Consider the following 19932-nt stretch of genomic DNA (forward strand, 5'->3'; position numbering starts at 1 on the left):
GTCGGGAAGTTTGGGCGAATCGCGAATCGAAAGCGCCCGCCCGTGGAGAGCTGACAGAGCAACGGTGCACGACGCGATGCACTGCAGCATGCGAGCCACGGACAAAAAACGCTTGACTAATATTGTGTGTGGAATATTGTATATCACGTATCACACAACGCCCCGCCAAAGAGGAGACGTCATGGCAGAAGCAGGCATCAACGAGGCGCAGCAGATCCCTGTGCCCGAAGCGCAGCAAACGACCGATGGTTTTCACCTCGTCATCGACGCGCTGAAACTCAACGATATCGACACGATCTTCGGTCTCGTCGGTATTCCCATTACCGATCTCGCGCGCCTCGCCCAGGCCCAGGGCATGCGGTTCATCGGCTTCCGGCATGAGCAGAACGCAGGCAACGCCGCCGCCGTCGCGGGCTACATGACGAAGAAACCGGGCATTTGCCTGACCGTTTCGGCACCGGGCTTCCTGAACGGCCTCACGGCGCTGGCCAACGCGACCACGAACTGCTTCCCGATGATTCTCATCAGCGGTTCGAGCGAGCGCGAAATCGTCGACCTGCAGCAGGGCGACTATGAAGAAATGGACCAGCTCAACGCCGCGAAACCCTATGCGAAGGCGGCTTACCGCGTGCTGCACGCCGAGGACATCGGCATCGGCGTGGCGCGGGCGATTCGCGCGGCGGTCTCGGGCCGTCCCGGCGGCGTCTATCTCGACCTGCCGGCAAAACTGCTCGCGCAGACCATCGACGCGGTGAAGGGGCAGCAGTCGCTCGTCAAGGTAGTCGACGCGGCGCCGCGCCAGATTCCCGCACCGGAGGCGGTGCAACGCGCTCTCGATGTGATCAGGAATGCGAAGCGTCCGCTGATCCTGCTCGGCAAGGGTGCGGCTTACGCTCAAGCCGACGCGCAGATCCGCGAACTGATCGAGAAGAGCGGCATTCCGTATCTGCCGATGTCGATGGCCAAGGGTCTCTTGCCGGACACGCACGAACAGTCGGCGTCGGCTGCGCGCTCGTTCGTCCTGGCCGAGTCGGATGCCGTGATTCTGATCGGCGCGCGCCTGAACTGGCTGCTCTCGCATGGCAAGGGCAAGACGTGGGGCGCGGACGCCGGACCGAAGAAGTTCGTGCAGATCGACATCGCGCCGACGGAGATCGACAGCAACGTCGCCATCGAAGCGCCTGTGATCGGCGACATCGGCTCGTGCGTGGAAGCGCTCGTGGCGGGCCTTGGCAATGACTTCCCGAAGCCGCCGTCGGAATGGCTCGCCGCCGTGGCCGAACGCAAGAACAAGAACCTGGAAAAGATGGCCGCGACGCTCGCAAAGAACCCGTCGCCGATGAACTTCCATAGCGCGCTGCGCGCGATTCGCGATGTGCTGAAAACGCGTCCCGACATCAACGTGGTCAACGAAGGCGCGAACACGCTCGACTACGCGCGCAGCATCATCGACATGTACCAGCCGCGCAAGCGCTTCGACTCGGGCACCTGGGGAATCATGGGCATCGGCATGGGCTTCGCGATCGGTGCGGCCGTGACGAGTGGCACGCAGGTCGTGGCGATCGAGGGTGACAGCGCGTTCGGTTTCTCAGGCATGGAGCTGGAGACGATCTGCCGCTACGACCTGCCGGTCTGCACCATTGTCTTCAACAACAACGGCGTGTATCGCGGCACGGACGTCAACCCGAGCGGCGGCAGCGACGTCGCGCCCACCGTGTTCGTGAAGAACGCGCGCTACGACAAGATGATCGAGGCGTTCGGCGGCATCGGCCATCAGGCGACCACGCCCGAAGAACTGACGAGTGCGCTGCTCGAAGCGATCGCCTCGGGCAAGCCCACGTTGATCAACGCAGTCATCGACGAATCGGCCGGGACCGAAAGCGGCCGTCTCACGAATCTGAATCCGCAAAGCGCGGCCATGAAGAAATAAATCCAATCGATCAGGTAGATCAGGAGAAGCGAGAAATGAGCAAACCCCTCGAAGGTATCAAGATCATCGACTTCACGCACGTGCAGGCCGGGCCCGCCTGCACGCAGATGCTCGCGTGGTTCGGCGCGGACGTGATCAAGGTGGAGCGCCCAGGCGCCGGCGACGTGACGCGCTCGCAATTGCGCGACATCCCCGAAGCCGATGCGCTTTACTTCACCATGCTCAACAGCAACAAGCGCTCGCTCACGCTCGACACGAAAAAGCCCGAAGGCAAGGAAGTGCTGGAGAAGCTCATTCGCGAGTCGGACGTGATGGTGGAGAACTTCGGCCCGGGCGCGCTGGACCGCATGGGCTTCACGTGGGAGCGCATCAAGGAACTCAATCCGAAGATGATCGTCGCTTCGGTGAAGGGCTTCAGCGAAGGTCACCACTACGACGACCTGAAGGTCTATGAAAACGTCGCGCAGTGCGCGGGCGGCGCGGCTTCGACCACGGGCTTCTGGGACGGTCCGCCCACGGTGAGCGCGGCGGCGCTCGGCGACAGCAATACGGGCATGCATCTCGCCATCGGCATTCTCACGGCGCTGATCGGACGCGAGAAAACGGGCAAGGGTCAGAAGGTCGCCGTGTCGATGCAGGACAGCGTGATCAACCTGTGCCGCGTGAAGCTGCGCGATCAGCAGCGTCTCGAGCGTGTGGGTTACCTCGAGGAATACCCGCAGTACCCGCACGGCACGTTCAGCGACGTCGTGCCGCGCGGTGGTAATGCCGGCGGCGGCGGCCAGCCGGGCTGGGTGCTCAAGTGCAAGGGCTGGGAGACGGATCCGAACGCGTACATCTACTTCACGGTTCAGGGGCACGCGTGGGAGCCGATCTGCCGCGCTCTGGGCAAACCCGAATGGATCGACGACCCGAACTACAACACGGCGCAAGCGCGTCAGCCGCACATCTTCGACATCTTCGCGACGATCGAGGCGTGGCTCGCCGATAAAACGAAGTTCGAAGCGGTCGATATCCTGCGCAAATTCGACATTCCGTGTGCGCCGGTGCTGAGCATGAAGGAAATCGCCAATGACCCGTCGCTGCGTGCGAGCGGTACGATCGTAGAGGTGCCGCACAAGGAGCGCGGCTCGTACCTCACGGTGGGCAGCCCGATCAAGTTCTCCGATCTGAAGCCCGAGATCACGGGTTCGCCGCTGCTCGGCGAGCACACCGACGAAGTGCTGGCGGACCTCGGCTACACGCCGCAGCAGATCGCGGCGCTGCACGAGGTGCGCGCGGTCTGAGGCCGTACGCCCAGGAAGCAGACGCAAAGCAGGTAGACAAGCAGGCAGAGAGAGCGGGCGCGGCACATGCTGCGCCCGCCTGGCACCCGCGAAACTGCAAGACACGCAGGACGCCGCGCAACCCCGCGGCGACGATCAACGACTCACCCCATCCAATCATCGCCATGCAATCCGCCATCGATTTCGAGCAACTCGCAAATGCCATTGGGGACGCCATCGTCATCTCGGACGCAGCCGGCGACATTACATTCTGGAATCCCGCCGCCACGCGCATGTTCGGCTACACGCAGGAAGAAGCGCTCGGCAAGACACTCGACCTGATCATTCCCGAGCGGCTGCGCGGCCGCCACTGGGAGGGCTATCACAAGACGATGGCGACCGGTCAGACGCGCTATGGCAATGACGTTCTGCGCGTGCCTGCCGTGGACAAGGCGGGCAAGGCGCTTTCCATCGCCTTCACCGTGGCGCTGCTGCACTCGCCGCAAGGCGAACTCAACGGTATCGTTGCCGTGATCCGCGACGAAACGGCACGTTTCCAGGAAGAGCGCTCGCTCAAGAAGCGCATCACGGAACTCGAAGCACAAGCTCAGCAATCCTGAGCGTCGGGAGCACGTCGATGCACACGGAAAAACTTGGACGTTTCGAGGTCGAACTCTCGGCCCGTCAGCTGATCCACAACGGCGGCTGGGCCGCATTTGCCGCGATCCGCACGCTCGCGGCCGCCGCGGACGACCCAGCGGCGGTTCTTTCCCGTCAGCTGGTGGTCGACGAAACCGTATTCGCAAGCGAAGCCGCCGCCATTGCTGGCGCGCGGGAGGCCGCGCTCGCGTTTCTCAGAAGCGGCAATTCGCCCAGCGTGGGCGCTTCATAGGGCAGAGCCCTTTTCGAGCCGCGGCACGCAAAGAATTCAAACATGGACCCGGAATGAGGCGCTCGATCGCCAACCCGGCCGACACAGGAGACGTTTCATGAAGTCGTGGCTACGCTTTGGGCGCGCCAGGTGTATTGGCGCGCCGCCGATTCCCTATGTTCCCGCCGTTTCGCCTCTTTCCATGAAGGACGGAGGCGGATCATGGCGCTGACCATTGCGGTTCCCCGTGAGGTGCACGAGGGCGAACGCCGCGTAGCTGCGACGCCGGAAAGCGTGGCACAACTGATCAAGCTCGGGTATGCGGTGGAGGTCGAGGCAGGGGCGGGCGCGAGCGCGTCCTACCCGGACGACGCTTATCGCACGGCAGGCGCGCGCATTGTCGACGACGCGCGCGCGCTATGGAGCGGCGCGGACATCGTCATTAAGGTCCGGCCGCCGTTGAGCGAAGAGGTAGAGCGACTCAAGCGGGGCGCAACGCTGATCGGCTTCGTCTGGCCTGCGCAGAACGCGGCGTTGCTGGAGCAGCTCGCGGCGCGCGAGGCCACGGTGCTCGCGATGGACTGCGTGCCGCGCATCTCCCGCGCGCAGAAGCTCGACGCGTTGAGCTCGATGGCGAACATGGCCGGCTATCGTGCCGTCGTCGAGGCTGCCCAGCATTTCGGCCGCGTATTCACCGGGCAGATCACGGCGGCCGGCAAGATGCCGCCCGCCAAGTTGCTCGTGATCGGCGCCGGGGTCGCCGGGCTGGCTGCGATCGGCGCGGCTCGCGGGCTCGGCGCGATCGTCCGCGCGTTCGATACGCGGCCCGAGGTCGGCCAGCAGGTTCAGAGCATGGGCGCGGAGTTCCTGAGCGTCGACATCGAGGAGGAGGGCGGCGGCGCGGGCGGCTACGCGAGGCAAATGAGCGCGAAGTTCATCGAAGCGGAGATGGCGCTGTTCGAAGCCCAGGCACGCGAAGTCGACATCATCATCACCACGGCGCTCATTCCAGGCAAACCGGCACCGCGCCTCATCGACGCGAAGACGGTGGCGTGCATGCGCGCGGGCAGCGTGATCGTCGACATGGCGGCGGAGCAGGGCGGCAACTGCGAGGTGACGCGCCCGGGCGAGGTCGTGAACGTCGACGGCGTGACCGTGATCGGCTATACGGATCTTGCGAGCCGCATGGCCAACCAGTCGAGCCAGCTTTACGCGACCAACGTGCGTCATCTGCTGACCGATCTCACGCCCGCGAAGGACGGCGAACTCGAGCTCGACATGGACGACGTCGTGCAGCGCGGCACCACGGTCATGCAGCGCGGCCAGGTGTGCTGGCCGCCGCCGCCGGTGCAGGTCTCGGCCGCGCCGCAAGCGGCTCTGCAGGCGAAGCCCGTGGCAGCGGAGCCGAACGCACACGCGAAAGTCGAAGGTGCACAGCCCGCGCGCCGTAACGGCGCCGCCTCGCTTGCCGCGCTCATCGTGGCGGCGTTGCTGCTGCTCGCGCTCGGTGCGGTTGCGCCGCCGGCGTTCGTCGCGCACTTCACCGTGTTCGTGCTGGCGGTGTTCGTCGGCTATCAGGTGGTCTGGAACGTCACACCCGCGCTGCACACGCCCCTCATGAGCGTGACGAATGCGATCAGCGGGATCATCGTGATCGGTGCGTTGCTGCATCCGGGCAACGCCAGCCCGATCGTGACCGTGCTGGCGGGCATTGCGCTCGTTGTCGCAACCGTCAACATCGCGGGCGGCTTTCTCGTCACCCAGCGCATGCTGAAGATGTTCCAACGGACCTGAGGAGACGTCATGCTCAACGGAATCGGCAACATGGCGTGGCTCGGCGCGGCGACGCTCTTCATCCTCAGCCTGCGAGGGCTGAGTCATCCCGCGAGTGCGCGGCGCGGCAATCTTTACGGCGTGACCGGCATGGTGATCGCGGTGCTCGCGACCTTGCTCGTCACCGGCGGCGCGGGTTTGCAGATCGCGTTGATCGCCGCGGTGGTGGGGGGTGGGCTCGGCGCGGTACTCGCGCGCCGCGTGGAGATGACGCAGATGCCGCAGCTCGTCGCGGTGCTGCACAGCTTCGTCGGTCTCGCGGCGACCTTGATCGCCTTCGCGAACTTTCTTTCGCCGGCGGCGGCGATGAGCGGCGTCGAGCGCGCGATCCACGACACCGAAATCTACGTCGGTGCCTTCATCGGCACGGTCACGTTCAGCGGCTCGATCGTCGCGTTCCTGAAGCTGCAGGGCACGGTGGGCGGCAAGCCGCTCGTACTGCCCGCGCGGCATTTGCTCAACGCGGTCGTGCTCGGCGCGTGCATCGTGCTCGGCTATCGCTTCGTCAGTGCGTCCGGCGGCGGCGGCGCGCTCCATGCGCTCATCGTCATGTGCGTGCTGGCGGCGGCGCTCGGCGTGCATCTCGTCATGGCGATCGGCGGCGCGGACATGCCCGTGGTGGTCTCGATGCTCAACAGCTATTCCGGCTGGGCCGCCGCGGCAACGGGCTTCATGCTCGACAACGATCTGCTCGTCACCACGGGCGCGCTCGTCGGCTCGAGCGGTGCGATTCTCAGCTACATCATGTGCCGCGCGATGAATCGCAGCTTCGCCTCCGTGATCCTCGGCGGCTTCGGAACCGCGAGCGCCGCGGCAAGCGCGGCGCCGCAGGGCGACGTGGTGGCGACCACCGTCGACGAAGTCGGGTCGCTCCTGCGCGATGCGCAGGAAGTCGTGATCGTGCCGGGCTACGGCATGGCCGTCGCGCAGGCACAGGGCACCATCAGCGAGATCACGCGGCGGCTGCGCGCGCTCGGCATACGGGTGCGCTTCGGTATCCATCCTGTTGCGGGGCGCTTGCCCGGTCACATGAACGTGCTGCTCGCCGACGCGAAGGTGCCGTACGACATCGTGCTCGAAATGGACGAGATCAACGAAGACTTCACCAGCACCGACGTCGTGCTCGTGATCGGCGCGAACGATATCGTCAATCCCGGCGCCCAGGAAGATGCGGGCAGTCCGATCGCCGGCATGCCCGTGCTCGAGGTGTGGAAGGCCCGCACCGTGGTCGTCTCCAAGCGCAGTATGGCGACGGGCTACGCTGGCGTGGACAACCCGCTCTTCTATAAGGACAACACACGAATGCTGTTCGGCGATGCCAAGGGCAGCGTGGATGCGTTGCTGCGGCAACTGGAAACGGCTTGACTTTTGAGGAAGGTGCGACGGGCGAAGGCCTGCCGCGCCGGCTGTGCCGCGTGGATGCGCTAGTCCCGCCAGGGATGCGATGCGCGGAAGATCCCGCGGGCTGCAATCACAACGGACGGAGAAAGACAACGTGGCACATACCAAACGTATCGAAGGCGGCTACACCGCCCGGTGGCACAACCGGTGGGTGCAACTCGCGGCGGGCATACTCTGCATGGGGCTCGTCGCCAACCTGCAATACGCATGGACGCTCTTCGTCGTGCCGATGGACTCGCGGCATCACTGGGGGCAGGCTGCGATCCAGCTCGCCTTTTCCATTTTCATCGTGACGGAAACCTGGCTCGTGCCCGTGGAGGGGTGGCTGGTCGACCGCTTTGGTCCGCGTCCCGTGGTGATGGGCGGCGCTTGCTGCGTGGCGCTGGGCTGGGTGCTCGACGCGTGGGCGCCCGCGCTGCCGGTGCTCTACGTCGCGGCTGTGATTTCGGGCATCGGCGCGGGCTGCGTGTACGGCACGTGCGTGGGCACGGCGCTCAAGTGGTTTCCCGACCGGCGCGGGCTCGCAGCGGGGATGACGGCAGCCGGCTTCGGCGCGGGTGCGGCGCTCACGGTCATCCCGATCTCGAACATGATCCAGCACGCCGGCTATGAGCGTGCGTTCGTATTCTTCGGACTCCTTCAAGGTGCCTGCATCATGGCGCTCGCGCTTCTCATGGTGCGACCGAAGCCTCCCGCGCATGCGGCCGGGACGAAGCGAATCGTGGCGACGAAGACGGACTACACGACGAAACAGATGGTCCGCGCGCCCGTCTTCTGGGTGATGTACGCGATGTTCGTATGCGTGGCGGCGGGCGGCATCATCGCGACGGCGCAAATCGGCCCGATCGCGAAGAGTTACGGTTTCGCCTCGATGCCGGTCACGCTCGCCGCGGCGACGTTGCCGCTGCTCACCATGACGCTCTCGATCAACAACCTCTGCAACGGCTTTACGCGGCCGCTGTGCGGGTTCATTTCGGACCGCATCGGCCGCGAGAACACGATGTTCATCACGTTCCTCGGCGAGGGGCTCGCGCTGCTGGGCCTGAGAGCGTTCGGCCACGACCCGTATCTCTTCATGCTGTTTTCCGGGCTCGTCTTCCTGTTTTACGGCGACATCTTCTCGAACTTTCCGGCGACCTGCGCCGATACGTTCGGGGCGAAATACGCAGCCGGCAACGCGGGCACGCTGTACACCGCAAAAGGAACGGCGGCGATGCTCGTGCCGGTCGCCACGCTGCTCGCGATCCACGGAGGCTGGAACATGGTGTTCGACCTGGTCGCCTGCGTGGCGATGATGGCGGGCGTGAGCGCCAAAGTGCTCCTGCAGCCGATGCGCCGGCGCTGGATCTTTCAGTCGGGCGTGGAGGCGAGGATCGCCGACGCGGCGTTCGCGCCCTCGCCGCTGGGATCGCACGAATAGCAGATGCTTCGCAGGGGCGAAAAGAGGGGGATTACCCATCATAAGAGGGACTTATCGAACGTAAAATATTCTGTATTAGTCATTTATCGATCTCCTTACTAGTATTGTGCGCACCAGCCGGGCCGCATACGGGCAGCGCTGCGGGCGACGGCGTCAGGCGTCGCCCGAATACATGAAAAGCAGAACATGGAGACGGACATGACAGGTCAGAAAAACGGTCAGCCTTTGCGTGCCGCGATAGCCGCCTTTGTCGGCACGACGATCGAGTGGTATGACTTCTACATCTATGGCCTTGCTGCCGCGCTCGTGTTCGGCAAGGTGTTTTTTCCCAGCTCGCTCGACCCGGGTGTCGCCACGCTGCTGTCGTTCCTCACACTATGGGCCGGCTTCGTTGCGCGGCCGATTGGTGGCCTGATCTTCGGGCACCTGGGCGACCGTATCGGCCGCAAGACCACGCTTGTCATCACGCTCATGATGATGGGCGTGGCTACCACGGGTATCGGCCTGATGCCCGGCTACGCGCAGATCGGCGCGTGGGCGCCGGTCGGTCTCGTGATGCTGCGGGTGATCCAGGGCATCGCCGTGGGCGGGGAGTGGGGAGGCGCGGTGCTGATCGCGAGCGAAAGCGCACCGAAGCACAAGAGCATTCTCTATTCGGCGTTCGCGCAGCAGGGCTCGCCGACCGGCAACCTGCTCGCGACGCTGATCTTTTTTGCGCTAAGCGCATTGCCCACACCGGAATTCGTCGTGTGGGGTTGGCGCATTCCTTTCCTGCTCTCGGCCACGCTCGTGATCGTTGGCATGATGGTTCGGCTGAAGCTCGAAGAGCCGGAGGACATGAAGCGCGTTCTCAGGCAGAACAAGACGGTGAAACTGCCCGTCGCGGAAGTGCTGCGCAAGCACTGGGTAATCGTGATGCTGGCCGCAGGCGTGTTGCCTGTGATCCATGTCACCTACTTCAAGACCACCTTCGCGCTTTCCTGGGCCACCAGGGAGCTTGGCTATACTCAGGGGACGTTTCTCAGCATCATCGTGGTCGCGCTGATCGTCCAGTTCCTCACCCAACCGCTCGGCGCGCTGCTCGTGCAGCGAATGGACATGCGCAAGGCCGTCTGCCTGATGGTGCTGCCGGAATTCGTCCTGATGCCGGCCATGTTCTTCGCGATCGAGACCAAGGCTTACTGGATCGCCATGATCGGCATGTGTCTCGCTACCGTTCCGCATTCGATGTTCTACGGCGCGGTGGGCGGCATCCTCGCACGGGTCTTTCCTGCCAGGGTGCGCTACACAGGGTTGTCGCTCTCGTATCAACTCTGTTCGCTCGTGGTGGGCGGGGGCACGCCGGTTCTGGCTCAATGGCTGCTCAATTCCACGAAAAGCATCACGGGCGTGGCCATCGCATCGGCGATATATGCGCTGGTCTCGCTCGTCTGCATGATCGGGCTCTTGAACCGCACGGGCTTTCTGGCCGGCGAACTGTCGACAGCCGAGCAGGAGGACGTCAACGATCTTGAGCGTGACACGCGCTTTTCGCCGCTGGACGAGCGCAAGACGGTGCCGGTTGCCTGAGTGAGGCCGACCCGGGATTCTGAGCCGGTCCGAACTCGAAAAATTCCGCATGCTCCCTGATTTGACATCTCTCGCACTGTTCTGCCGCTCGATCGAAACACGCAGTTTGTCGAAGGCGGCAGAGCAGTCGCACATCGCGCTGGCGGCAGCGAGCCGTCGGATCGCGCTGCTGGAGCACCGCTATGGCGTGCAATTGCTGCATCGGTCGCCGCAGGGCGTCGAGCCGACGGCGGCAGGGAAGGCACTGGCGTTCCACGCGCGGCAACTGCTCGATCAGGCCGAGCGTCTGCAGGCCGACATGTCCGATTACGCCAAGGGGGCCAAGGGGCATATCCGCATCCAGGCCAATACCTCCGCCATGACCCAGTTTCTGGCGAAGGATCTCTCCGTCTTTGCTACCCGGTATCCCGAGGTCAAGCTCGACCTGAAGGAGCGGCGCAGCGGCGACATCGCGCAGGCGGTGCGGGAAGGCAAGACCGACATCGGCGTGGTGGTTGACGGGCCTTCGCGCGACGGACTGGTCTGCTACGAATACCAACGCGACCGGCTGATCGCCATCGTCCCGCGAGGCCATGCCTTGCGCGGGCGCCGGGTAGCGTTTTCCGCGCTGGCCGAATACGACTTCGTTGGCCTCGATAGTTCCACTGCCATGTGGCGGCTGGTAGCGGACGCTGCGGCCACGCAAGGGCTGTCTCTGCGCTTGCGCATGCAGGTCAACAGTTTCGAGGTCGTGTGCAAGCTCGTGCAGGCCGGCATGGGGGTGGCGGTGCTGCCGGAAATTGCGGCGTCCAACTTTGCCAGGGACATGGGGCTGCGTGTGATATCGCTAACGGATGCCTGGGCCGAGCGCCGCATGTTCGTTTGTGTGCGGGATGCTGCCGCGCTGTCGGCCATCGGGCGCCGGCTGGTCGAGCATCTGATCGGCCCACGCCCCCATGCTCAGGCGCCTCCCGTAACGCCAGGCGGGACGTGACCGCCGGCACGCGTCGACCCGGGTTGGTCCGGTCTTCGCATTTGGCGAAGGCAGCGTTGACCACTGCGCAATTCCCTCGGCTGTGCCGTCTCGCTACGCTGCGGTTCTGTGCCGGATGCGTTGTCCAGTGTCCGGCCGTCTCAACAGGACAGCGAGGCAGCGATGACCCCCGAAGCAAAGGCGCTAGAGGCGTGGATCGGCCGCACCGAGACCCGCAGCGACACGATCGTACCCGTGCCGGTCGCTGCCCTGTCAGCCACGCTGGACCGCAATGATCCCGACCCACGCGCCGGCGACGCACTCGCGCCGCTGTGGCACTGGCTGTACTTTTTGCCACTGCACAGGCAATCGGAAACCGGCCCCGATGGACACGCAAGCCGCGGAGGCTTTCTGCCGCCGGTCGCATTGCCGCGTCGCATGTGGGCGGGTGGACGCCTCCGCTTCCATCATCCCCTGCGTGTGGGCGAGGCGATCGAGCGCACCTCGCGTATCGTCGATATCAGCCACAAGAGCGGCGGCACCGGTACGCTCGTCTTCGTGCTGGTACGGCACCAGATCAGCAACGAGCACGGCGTGGCCGTGACCGAGGAACACGACATCGTCTATCGGGACTACCCCAAACCGGACGACCCTGTTTCAGCCCCCAGGGCGGCTGCGACCGATGCCGCGTGGGAGCGCGTCGTTCGTCCGGACGCTGTCCTGCTGTTCCGCTATTCGGCGCTCACCTTCAACGGCCATCGCATTCACTACGACCGCCGCTACGTCACCGAGGTCGAGGGCTATCCGGGCCTGGTCGTGCACGGACCGCTGATCGCCACCTTGCTGGTCGACCTGCTGCGGTCCCAGATGCCGAACGCGCAACTGGCCCGCTTTGCGTTCCGCGCCGTTCGGCCGCTCTTCGATATCGCGCCGTTCACCGTATGCGGCAGGCCCGAGGCAGACGGCAAGACTGTCAAGCTGTGGGCCAGGGACGCCAGCGGCTGGCTCGCCATGGATGCGACCGCCACGCTGGCCTGACATCGCCCACCCGACTCGATTCTTCCAGATCAATCAAAGGACGCTCCCCGTGTTGATGGCAGCCGACAAATACCAGGACATCCGTGACGCCATACGTGACCTGTGTGCGCAATTTCCCAGTGAGTACTTTCGCCAGATCGACGAGGCACGGGGTTATCCCGAGGCGTTTGTCGATGCGCTCACGCAGGCGGGCTGGCTCGCGGCGCTGATCCCCCAGGAATACGGCGGCTCCGGCCTTGGTCTGACCGAGGCCTCGGTCATCATGGAAGAGATCAACCGGGCCGGCGGCAACTCGGGCGCCTGTCACGGCCAGATGTACAACATGGGCACGCTGTTGCGCCACGGCTCGGAGCAGCAGAAGCGCGCCTGGTTGCCGAAAATCGCCAGCGGCGAGCTGCGCCTGCAATCGATGGCGGTGACCGAACCGACCACGGGCACCGACACCACGCAGCTCAAGACCACCGCCGTGCGGCGCGCCGACCGTTATGTGGTCAACGGCCAGAAGGTGTGGATTTCACGTGTGCAGCATTCCGACCTGATGATCCTGCTGGCCCGAACGACGCCGCTGTCCGAAGTCACGAAGAAGTCCGAAGGCATGTCGATCTTCCTCGTCGATCTGCATCAGGCAATCGGCCAGGGGATGACGGTGAGGCCGATTGCGAACATGGTCAACCACGAGACCAACGAGCTCTTTTTCGACAACCTCGAGATTCCCGCCGAGAACCTGATCGGTGAAGAGGGTAAGGGCTTCCGGTATATCCTGGATGGTCTGAATGCCGAGCGAACCCTGATTGCCGCGGAATGCATCGGCGATGGCTATTGGTTCATCGACAAGGTCTCGAAGTACGTCAACGAACGCATGGTGTTCGGGCGCCCGATCGGGCAGAACCAGGGCGTACAGTTCCCCATTACGCGCGCGTGGATCAATCTCTCAGCCGCCAACCTGATGCGCTTCGAGGCGTGCGAACTGTTCGATGCGAGCAAGCCGTGCGGTGCGCAGGCCAACATGGCCAAGTTGCTGGCGGCCGATGCCTCGTGGGAGGCGGCCAACGCGTGCCTGCAGTTCCACGGCGGTTTCGGCTTCGCCAACGAATACGACGTCGAGCGCAAGTTCCGGGAGACCCGCCTGTACCAGGTCGCCCCGATCTCGACCAACCTCATCCTGTCGTACGTGGCAGAGCACGTTCTCGGTCTGCCGCGTTCGTTTTGAAGTCCTGAAGGAGCAAGCGATGCGTCCTCTTGACGGCATCACGGTGGTCACGCTCGAGCATGCGATTGCCGCGCCGTTGTGCACACGCCATCTGGCCGATCTCGGCGCGCGCGTGATCAAGATCGAGCGGCCCGGCGTCGGCGATTTCGCGCGCGCCTATGACGAGCGCGTGCGCGGCCTCGCATCCCATTTCGTATGGACCAACCGTTCGAAGGAAAGCCTGACGCTCGACGTCAAGCACGCGCAAGCGCAGGGCGTGCTCATGCAGCTGCTTGCGCGGGCGGACGTGCTGGTGCAAAACCTTGCACCGGGGGCAGCCGACCGCCTTGGGTTGTCGTTCGATGCCTTGCGTGAACGATTTCCTCGCCTGATCGTCTGCGACATATCGGGCTACGGTGCGGACGGCCCCTATCGCGACAAGAAGGCCTACGACCTGCTGATCCAGGCCGAGTCCGGCTTCCTGTCCGTCACCGGCACGCAGCAGGAACCGGCCAAGGCGGGCTGCTCGATCGCCGACATCTCAGCCGGCATGTACGCGTACAGCAATATCCTGGCCGCGCTGATTGCGCGCGGAAGGACAGGCGTGGGCTGCCGCATTGATGTCTCGATGCTCGAGTGCATGGCCGAGTGGATGAGCTTTCCGCTGTATTACACGTTTGGCGGTGCTCAGCCGCCGCAGCGCGCCGGGGCGGCGCACGCCACGATTTACCCGTACGGCCCGTTCGCCGCGGGCGACGGCAAGACCGTCATCCTGGGGTTGCAGAACGAGCGCGAGTGGGAAGCGTTTTGCGCGAAGGTGCTGGAGCAGCCGGCGCTGGCGACGGACCCGCGCTTCTCGTCCAATTCCCGGCGAACGGCCGCGCGAGACGAACTGCGCGCGATCATCGATACCGTCTTTGCCGGACTCACCGCAGAGCAGGTCATCGAGCGGCTCGACCATGCACAGATCGCCAATGCGCACCTGAACACGATGCACGACGTCTGGCAGCACCCCCAACTCGAGGCGCGTCACCGCTGGGCCAATGTGAAGACTCCGGCTGGGGACATTCCCGTGTTGCGGCCGCCGGTTCCGGACGCGATCGCACCGCGCCTCGACCCGGTTCCTGCGCTTGGGGAGCACACCGAGGCCATCATGGCAGAGCTCGGGTACGGCCAGGAAGCGATCGACCGCCTGCGTGTGGAACGGGCCATCTGAATACGACGGGAAGCAAGGACAACCACCCCATGAGCGACCACCCGAGCCAGGTTCTCGCGACGTTTGCCGCGTCGCTGGCTTTCGATGACATCCCCGCGCCGGTCGTGGTGCGCGCCGAAGAACTGTTGCTGGACTGGCTGGGCTCCTGCCTCGCGGGTCACGGTGCACGGCCGGTCGAGACGCTGGAGCGCTTCGCTCGTGCGATGGGACCCGACGGCGGATCCTCGGAAGTGCTGATCTCTCGCCGGTTGACCTCGCCGTTCTTTGCCGCGCTCGTGAATGCCGCCGCTTCGCACTTTGCCGAGCAGGATGACGTTCACAACGGCTCCGTGTTCCATCCCGCGACGGTGGTGTTTCCTGCCGCGCTGGCCGTGGCGCAGGCGCTGGGGTCCTCCGGCCGTGATCTGCTGACGGCGGCCGTTGCCGGCTATGAGGTGGGCATCCGTGTCGGCGAGTTTCTTGGCCGCCCGCATTACAAGGTGTTTCATACGACGGGCACAGCAGGCACGCTCGCGGCCGCCGCGGCAGCCGGACGTCTGCTGGGGCTTTCGCCCGCGCAGATGCTCGATGCGTTTGGATCGGCCGGCACGCAGTCGGCGGGGTTGTGGGAATTCCTGCGTGATGCGGCTGATTCAAAACAATTGCACACGGCGCATGCTGCCGCATGCGGCCTGTCGGCCGCCTGGCTGGCACGCGATGGCTTCACCGGTGCGCGACGCATTCTCGAAGGAGAGCAGGGGATGGCTGCCGGCATGTCTCGGAGCGCGAATCCGGCGCGGCTGACGGACCGTCTCGGCCAACGCTGGGCGCTTGCCGAAACCTCGTTCAAATACCACGCCTCGTGCCGCCACACGCATCCCGCCGCCGATGCGCTGCTGCAGGTGGTAAAGACGCATCGGCTAGCGCCCGCGCAGATTGCGCGCGTCACGGCGCATGTTCATCAAGGTGCAATCGACGTGCTGGGGCCGGTGGTGGACCCGCAGACCGTCCATCAGGCGAAGTTCTCGATGGGCACGGTGCTCGGGCTGATCGCGCGCTATGGTCGTGCCGGTGTCGAGGAGTTTGCGTCCAGCTTCGACGATGCAGAGGTCGCGGCGTTGCGCGACAAGGTCGCCATGGAGCTCGATGCCGAGGTCGATCAGGCTTACCCCGCGCGGTGGATCGGCAAGGTGACGGTGCTCACCACGGACGGACGCGAGTTGCACGGCCGCGTCGACGAGCCGAAGGGCGATCCCGGCAACACGTTGTCGCGCAGCGAACTGGAAGACAAGGCGCTGCGTCTCGCAGCGTTCAGCCGGGCCGCCGATGCGGCGCAAATGCAGACCGTGCTCGCATCGATCCGGAGTCTCGCCCGGGCCGAACGAATCGGTCGCCTGATGCCGTCCCATGCTTGAGCGCGCCGTGGCCCTGCAGACTGCGCGCTCCTACCTGTTCGTTCCCGGACATCGGCCCGATCGATTCGACAAGGCGGTTGGCGCCGGAGCGGACGCGGTCATCATCGATCTCGAAGACGCGGTGCCGCCCGAGTACAAGGCCGCCGCGCGCTACGCGCTCGCAGCCTGGCTGTCACCCGAGCGGCCGGTGCTGGTTCGCATCAACGGTGCCGGCAGCGAGGCGTTCGAAGAGGATCTGCGCCTGTGCAGCATGCCGGGCGTGGCCGGCATCGTGCTACCGAAAGCCGGGACGCAGGACGGACCCATCCTGAACCGATGCGTTTCTGCGGGCATGGCGATCTTCCCGCTCATCGAGACCGCGCAAGGCGTCTGGCATGCGCGCGCGCTGGCCGAGACACCCGGCGTGCAGCGGCTCATGTTCGGCTCGATTGACCTGCAGGTGGACCTCGACATGGATGCCGATGAAGACGATCTGCTGTATTTCCGTTCGCATCTCGTGCTGGTGTCCCGCCTGGCAGGGCTGCCGTCGCCCGTCGATGGCGTGAGCACTGTCATCGACGATGTCGAGCAACTGCGCGCCGATACGCTGCGGGCACGCCGCCTGGGTTTCGGGGCAAAGCTGTGCATCCATCCTCGGCAGGTCGGCTGCGTGCACGCGGCACTCAGCCCTTCCGGGCAGGACCTTGCCTGGGCCACGCGCATCGTTGCGGCGGCTGACGCCGCGCGCCAGGGGGCAGTGGCCGTGGACGGGAAGATGGTGGACCTGCCCGTGATACGCAAGGCGCAGCGGATTTTATCAAGCAGTCGGTCATAACGATTGCGCAACGTGGAGGAGACAATGAAGAAAACCCTGGCAACACTATTCGGCGCAATGGCGCTGCTGGTCAGCAGTGCGGTACCCGCCGGTGAGCCGATCGTCATCAAGTTCAGCCACGTGGTGGCGCATGACACGCCCAAGGGGCTGAGCGCCGAGTATTTCAGGAAGCTCGCGGAAGAACGCACCCAGGGCCGCGTCAAGGTCGAGGTCTATCCGAACAGCACCCTGTATAAGGACGGGGAGGAGATGCAGGCGCTGCAGCTCGGTTCCGTGCAGATGCTGGCACCGTCGCTGGCGAAGTTCGGCCCGCTTGGCGTGCGCGAATTCGAGGTGTTCGATCTGCCGTACCTGTTCTCCGATTACACCGGGCTGCACAAGGTGACGCAGGGCCCGGTGGGCAAACAACTGCTCGACAAGCTGCAAAGCAAGGGCATCACGGGGCTGGCCTACTGGGACAACGGCTTCAAGGTCGTGACTGCGAACAAGCCGATGCATGTGCCAGCCGACTTCAAGGGCCTGAAGTTCCGCATCCAGTCGTCGAAGGTGCTGGACGCGCAGTTCCGGGCGCTGGGCGCGATTCCGCAGGTGATGGCGTTCTCCGAGGTCTATCAGGGCCTGCAGACCGGTGTGGTCGACGGCACCGAGAACACCACGTCTAACGTGCTCACGCAGCGTATGAACGAGGTGCAGAAGTACCTGACGGTGTCCAACCACGGCTATATAGGCTACGCCGTGATCGTCAACAAGAAGTTCTGGGATGGATTGCCGCCCGATATCCGCACCGCGCTCGAAGGGGCGATGCGCGATGCCACCACCTATGCGGATGACATCGCCAGAAAGGAAAACGACGACGCGCTGGAAAAAATCAAATCCACGGGTAAGACGCAGATCATCGCGCTAACGCCGGCTGAGCGCGTCCAATGGAAGCAGGCGCTCATCAAGGTGCATCGCCAGCAGGAGAGCCGCGTCGGCAAAGACACCATCGAGGCCATCTACAAGGCCACGGGCTTCGATCCTGCCAGGCTGTAACCAGTCGGTAGCCGCGGCAGCCATGCCATGGCGGCCGCCTTACGGGAACGCGCCTGCGATGCGCAGCGGCGCGTTGTGACTGCGCATCCACCTAGATCTGGCACGTCCCATGATTCTCAAATTCTTTGACCGCCTCGAGGAATGGCTGATCGTCTTCCTCATGGGAGCGGCAACGCTGCTGATTTTCGCTGCCGTGGCACACCGCTATGCCTCCGGCGTTCCGGTGCTGCAGGAATACCTGCTCCAGCTCGACATGAGCTGGGCTCAGGAGCTCTGCATCTACATGTTCGTCTGGATGGCGAAGTTTGGCGCCGCCTATGGCGTGCGCACGGGCATCCATGTGGGCGTCGACGTGCTGATCAACCGGTTTGACGATCGCCTGCGCGGTGGCTTCGTCGTGTTCGGGCTGCTGGCTGGCGCGCTGTTCACCGGCATCGTCGGCACCATGGGCGCGCGCTTCGTCTGGCAGATCGCGCATACCGACCAGGTGTCACCGGACCTCGAAGCGCCGATGTGGCTCGTCTATCTGGCCATTCCGTGCGGCTCGTACCTCATGTGCTTCCGCTTTCTGCAGGTGGCGTGGAATTTCATGCGTACCGGCAAGCTGCCGCATCACGACATCGCGCATGTCGAGGGCGTGGACGAAGGTGCCGCGCATGACCTTCATCCCCTGAGTCACGAGGCACGGCAATGAACGCTTACATCATCTTTGGGCTGCTGATCCTGCTGATGATCACGGGCATGCCGATCTCGATCTCCCTCGGTCTCACGGTGCTGACGTATCTGTTCACCATGACCCACGTGCCGATCGAATCGGTGGCGCTCAAGCTGTTCACCGGGATCGAGAAGTTCGAGATCATGGCAATCCCGTTTTTCATCCTTGCGGGCAATTTTCTGACACACGGCGGGGTGGCGCGGCGCATGATTGCCTTTGCCACCTCCTTGATCGGTCACTGGCATGGCGGCCTCGGGCTCGCGGGCGTGGTTGCCTGCGCGCTGTTTGCCGCCATCTGCGGCTCCAGCCCGGCGACGGTTGTGGCCATCGGCTCGGTCGTGCTGCCGGCAATGGAGCAGCAGGGCTTTCCCCGCAAGTTCGGCGCCGGCGTGATCGCTACATCGGGGGCGCTCGGTATCCTGATGTTGCCCTCGATCGTCAAGGTCATCTATGCGGTTTCTACCAACACATCGATCGGAGCGTTATTCGTTGCGGGCGTGATACCGGGCCTGATCCTGACGGCCATGCTGGCCGTGACCACGTCGCACATTGCCAGGAAGAACGACTATCCGCGCATGCCCAGGGCAAACTGGGGCCAGCGCTTCGGGGCGTTCCGCGAGAGCATCTGGGGTTTGTTCCTCGTGGTCGTCGTGATCGGCGGCATCTATTCGGGCATCTTCACGGCGACCGAGGCGGCTGCCATGAGTGCGGTCTATGCCTTCTTCGTCGCGGTGTTCGTCTACAAGGACATGAAACTCAAGGAGGTGCCGAAGGTTCTGCTCGCATCTGCGAACCTGAGTGCGATGATCCTGTACATCATCACCAACGCGGTATTGTTCTCGTTTTTGATGACCTCGGAGAACATTCCGCAGCAGATGGCGGAATGGCTCCTGCATATGGGGCTGGGACCGATCACCTTCCTGCTGATGGTCAACGTGCTGCTGCTGATTGCCGGCAACGTGATGGAACCGTCCTCGATCGTGCTGATCATGGCGCCGATCCTGTTTCCGGTGGCGATGCAGCTCGGCATCGACCCGATCCACTTTGGCATCGTGATCATCATCAATATGGAAGTGGGCCTGTGCCATCCGCCGGTGGGGCTCAATCTCTATGTCACTAGCGGCATCACGCGCATGGGCATTACCGAGCTGACGGTGGCCGTCTGGCCGTGGCTGCTGACGATGATCGCGTTCCTTGTGATGGCGACGTATATGCCGATCCTTTCGCTCTGGTTGCCCAAGGCGCTCGGCATGATGTGAGGATGACTCCACGACCCCGGTTGCGACACCGTTC

The 19932-nt window shown here is 64.3% G+C and carries 17 protein-coding genes; all 17 read left to right on the top strand.

Annotated features, from left to right (window positions below):
* The first annotated feature begins 181 nt into the window (after positions 1-181).
* The 17 genes from oxc (at position 182) to BMI01S_RS22500 (ending at position 19898) form a co-directional block, all read left to right on the top strand.
* Positions 182-1930: an oxalyl-CoA decarboxylase gene (gene oxc / locus BMI01S_RS22420; RefSeq protein WP_028230733.1), complete on the top strand. Its 1749-nt coding sequence runs from the start codon at positions 182-184 to the stop codon at positions 1928-1930.
* Positions 1931-1965: 35 nt separating this feature from the next.
* Positions 1966-3216, top strand: coding sequence for a formyl-CoA transferase (gene frc / locus BMI01S_RS22425; protein ID WP_028212190.1), 1251 nt, complete (start codon positions 1966-1968; stop codon positions 3214-3216).
* A gap of 164 nt (positions 3217-3380) precedes the next feature.
* Complete coding sequence (locus BMI01S_RS22430; RefSeq protein WP_028212191.1) at positions 3381-3815, top strand: PAS domain-containing protein; 435 nt, start codon at positions 3381-3383, stop codon at positions 3813-3815.
* A 17-nt stretch (positions 3816-3832) separates the two neighbouring features.
* Positions 3833-4087: a hypothetical protein gene (locus tag BMI01S_RS22435; RefSeq protein ID WP_028212192.1), complete on the top strand. Its 255-nt coding sequence runs from the start codon at positions 3833-3835 to the stop codon at positions 4085-4087.
* 201 nt (positions 4088-4288) lie between these two features.
* Positions 4289-5860: a Re/Si-specific NAD(P)(+) transhydrogenase subunit alpha gene (locus BMI01S_RS22440; RefSeq protein ID WP_028230732.1), complete on the top strand. Its 1572-nt coding sequence runs from the start codon at positions 4289-4291 to the stop codon at positions 5858-5860.
* Positions 5861-5869: 9 nt separating this feature from the next.
* Entirely contained in the window at positions 5870-7264 is a 1395-nt protein-coding gene (locus BMI01S_RS22445; RefSeq protein ID WP_028230731.1) for an NAD(P)(+) transhydrogenase (Re/Si-specific) subunit beta, read from the top strand.
* A gap of 130 nt (positions 7265-7394) precedes the next feature.
* A complete protein-coding gene (gene oxlT, locus BMI01S_RS22450) occupies positions 7395-8720 on the top strand; it encodes an oxalate/formate MFS antiporter (RefSeq protein WP_036044790.1) in 1326 nt (441 codons plus the stop codon).
* 198 nt (positions 8721-8918) lie between these two features.
* Positions 8919-10289: an MFS transporter gene (locus BMI01S_RS22455; RefSeq protein ID WP_028212196.1), complete on the top strand. Its 1371-nt coding sequence runs from the start codon at positions 8919-8921 to the stop codon at positions 10287-10289.
* A gap of 49 nt (positions 10290-10338) precedes the next feature.
* Positions 10339-11262: a LysR family transcriptional regulator gene (locus BMI01S_RS22460; protein ID WP_028230729.1), complete on the top strand. Its 924-nt coding sequence runs from the start codon at positions 10339-10341 to the stop codon at positions 11260-11262.
* 162 nt (positions 11263-11424) lie between these two features.
* The gene (locus BMI01S_RS22465; protein WP_028230728.1) at positions 11425-12279 is read left to right on the top strand and encodes an HTD2 family dehydratase; all 855 of its coding nucleotides are present in this window, start codon (positions 11425-11427) and stop codon (positions 12277-12279) included.
* Between the two features lie 55 nt (positions 12280-12334).
* Positions 12335-13489, top strand: coding sequence for an acyl-CoA dehydrogenase family protein (locus tag BMI01S_RS22470; RefSeq protein ID WP_036019096.1), 1155 nt, complete (start codon positions 12335-12337; stop codon positions 13487-13489).
* 19 nt (positions 13490-13508) lie between these two features.
* Complete coding sequence (locus BMI01S_RS22475) at positions 13509-14684, top strand: CaiB/BaiF CoA transferase family protein (protein WP_028230727.1); 1176 nt, start codon at positions 13509-13511, stop codon at positions 14682-14684.
* Positions 14685-14713: 29 nt separating this feature from the next.
* Positions 14714-16078 carry an MmgE/PrpD family protein gene (locus tag BMI01S_RS22480; protein WP_028230726.1) on the top strand — a complete coding sequence of 455 codons (1365 nt, stop codon included), beginning with the start codon at positions 14714-14716 and terminating at the stop codon, positions 16076-16078.
* Positions 16071-16892 (top strand): HpcH/HpaI aldolase/citrate lyase family protein, encoded by an 822-nt coding sequence (locus BMI01S_RS22485; RefSeq protein ID WP_036019099.1) that lies wholly within the window; start codon positions 16071-16073, stop codon positions 16890-16892. Before BMI01S_RS22480 ends, BMI01S_RS22485 begins: the two co-directional genes overlap by 8 nt.
* A gap of 24 nt (positions 16893-16916) precedes the next feature.
* Positions 16917-17924 carry a TRAP transporter substrate-binding protein gene (locus BMI01S_RS22490; RefSeq protein ID WP_028230725.1) on the top strand — a complete coding sequence of 336 codons (1008 nt, stop codon included), beginning with the start codon at positions 16917-16919 and terminating at the stop codon, positions 17922-17924.
* Positions 17925-18033: 109 nt separating this feature from the next.
* Positions 18034-18618 carry a TRAP transporter small permease gene (locus tag BMI01S_RS22495; RefSeq protein ID WP_028212203.1) on the top strand — a complete coding sequence of 195 codons (585 nt, stop codon included), beginning with the start codon at positions 18034-18036 and terminating at the stop codon, positions 18616-18618.
* On the top strand, positions 18615-19898 hold the full coding sequence (locus BMI01S_RS22500; RefSeq protein ID WP_028230723.1) for a TRAP transporter large permease: 1284 nt from the start codon (positions 18615-18617) through the stop codon (positions 19896-19898). The genes BMI01S_RS22495 and BMI01S_RS22500 overlap by 4 nt, the downstream gene beginning before the upstream one ends.
* Positions 19899-19932 lie beyond the last annotated feature (34 nt).

Origin of the sequence: Paraburkholderia mimosarum LMG 23256 = NBRC 106338 (assembly GCF_000739815.1) — a bacterium.
Lineage (GTDB): Bacteria > Pseudomonadota > Gammaproteobacteria > Burkholderiales > Burkholderiaceae > Paraburkholderia > Paraburkholderia mimosarum.

Coding starts and splice junctions, on each gene's coding strand:
- oxc (WP_028230733.1), top strand. CDS start 182: ATGGCAGAAGCAGGCATCAACGAGGCGCAGCAGATCCCTGTGCCCGAA.
- frc (WP_028212190.1), top strand. CDS start 1,966: ATGAGCAAACCCCTCGAAGGTATCAAGATCATCGACTTCACGCACGTG.
- BMI01S_RS22430 (WP_028212191.1), top strand. CDS start 3,381: ATGCAATCCGCCATCGATTTCGAGCAACTCGCAAATGCCATTGGGGAC.
- BMI01S_RS22435 (WP_028212192.1), top strand. CDS start 3,833: ATGCACACGGAAAAACTTGGACGTTTCGAGGTCGAACTCTCGGCCCGT.
- BMI01S_RS22440 (WP_028230732.1), top strand. CDS start 4,289: ATGGCGCTGACCATTGCGGTTCCCCGTGAGGTGCACGAGGGCGAACGC.
- BMI01S_RS22445 (WP_028230731.1), top strand. CDS start 5,870: ATGCTCAACGGAATCGGCAACATGGCGTGGCTCGGCGCGGCGACGCTC.
- BMI01S_RS22455 (WP_028212196.1), top strand. CDS start 8,919: ATGACAGGTCAGAAAAACGGTCAGCCTTTGCGTGCCGCGATAGCCGCC.
- BMI01S_RS22460 (WP_028230729.1), top strand. CDS start 10,339: ATGCTCCCTGATTTGACATCTCTCGCACTGTTCTGCCGCTCGATCGAA.
- BMI01S_RS22465 (WP_028230728.1), top strand. CDS start 11,425: ATGACCCCCGAAGCAAAGGCGCTAGAGGCGTGGATCGGCCGCACCGAG.
- BMI01S_RS22470 (WP_036019096.1), top strand. CDS start 12,335: ATGGCAGCCGACAAATACCAGGACATCCGTGACGCCATACGTGACCTG.
- BMI01S_RS22475 (WP_028230727.1), top strand. CDS start 13,509: ATGCGTCCTCTTGACGGCATCACGGTGGTCACGCTCGAGCATGCGATT.
- BMI01S_RS22480 (WP_028230726.1), top strand. CDS start 14,714: ATGAGCGACCACCCGAGCCAGGTTCTCGCGACGTTTGCCGCGTCGCTG.
- BMI01S_RS22485 (WP_036019099.1), top strand. CDS start 16,071: ATGCTTGAGCGCGCCGTGGCCCTGCAGACTGCGCGCTCCTACCTGTTC.
- BMI01S_RS22490 (WP_028230725.1), top strand. CDS start 16,917: ATGAAGAAAACCCTGGCAACACTATTCGGCGCAATGGCGCTGCTGGTC.
- BMI01S_RS22495 (WP_028212203.1), top strand. CDS start 18,034: ATGATTCTCAAATTCTTTGACCGCCTCGAGGAATGGCTGATCGTCTTC.
- BMI01S_RS22500 (WP_028230723.1), top strand. CDS start 18,615: ATGAACGCTTACATCATCTTTGGGCTGCTGATCCTGCTGATGATCACG.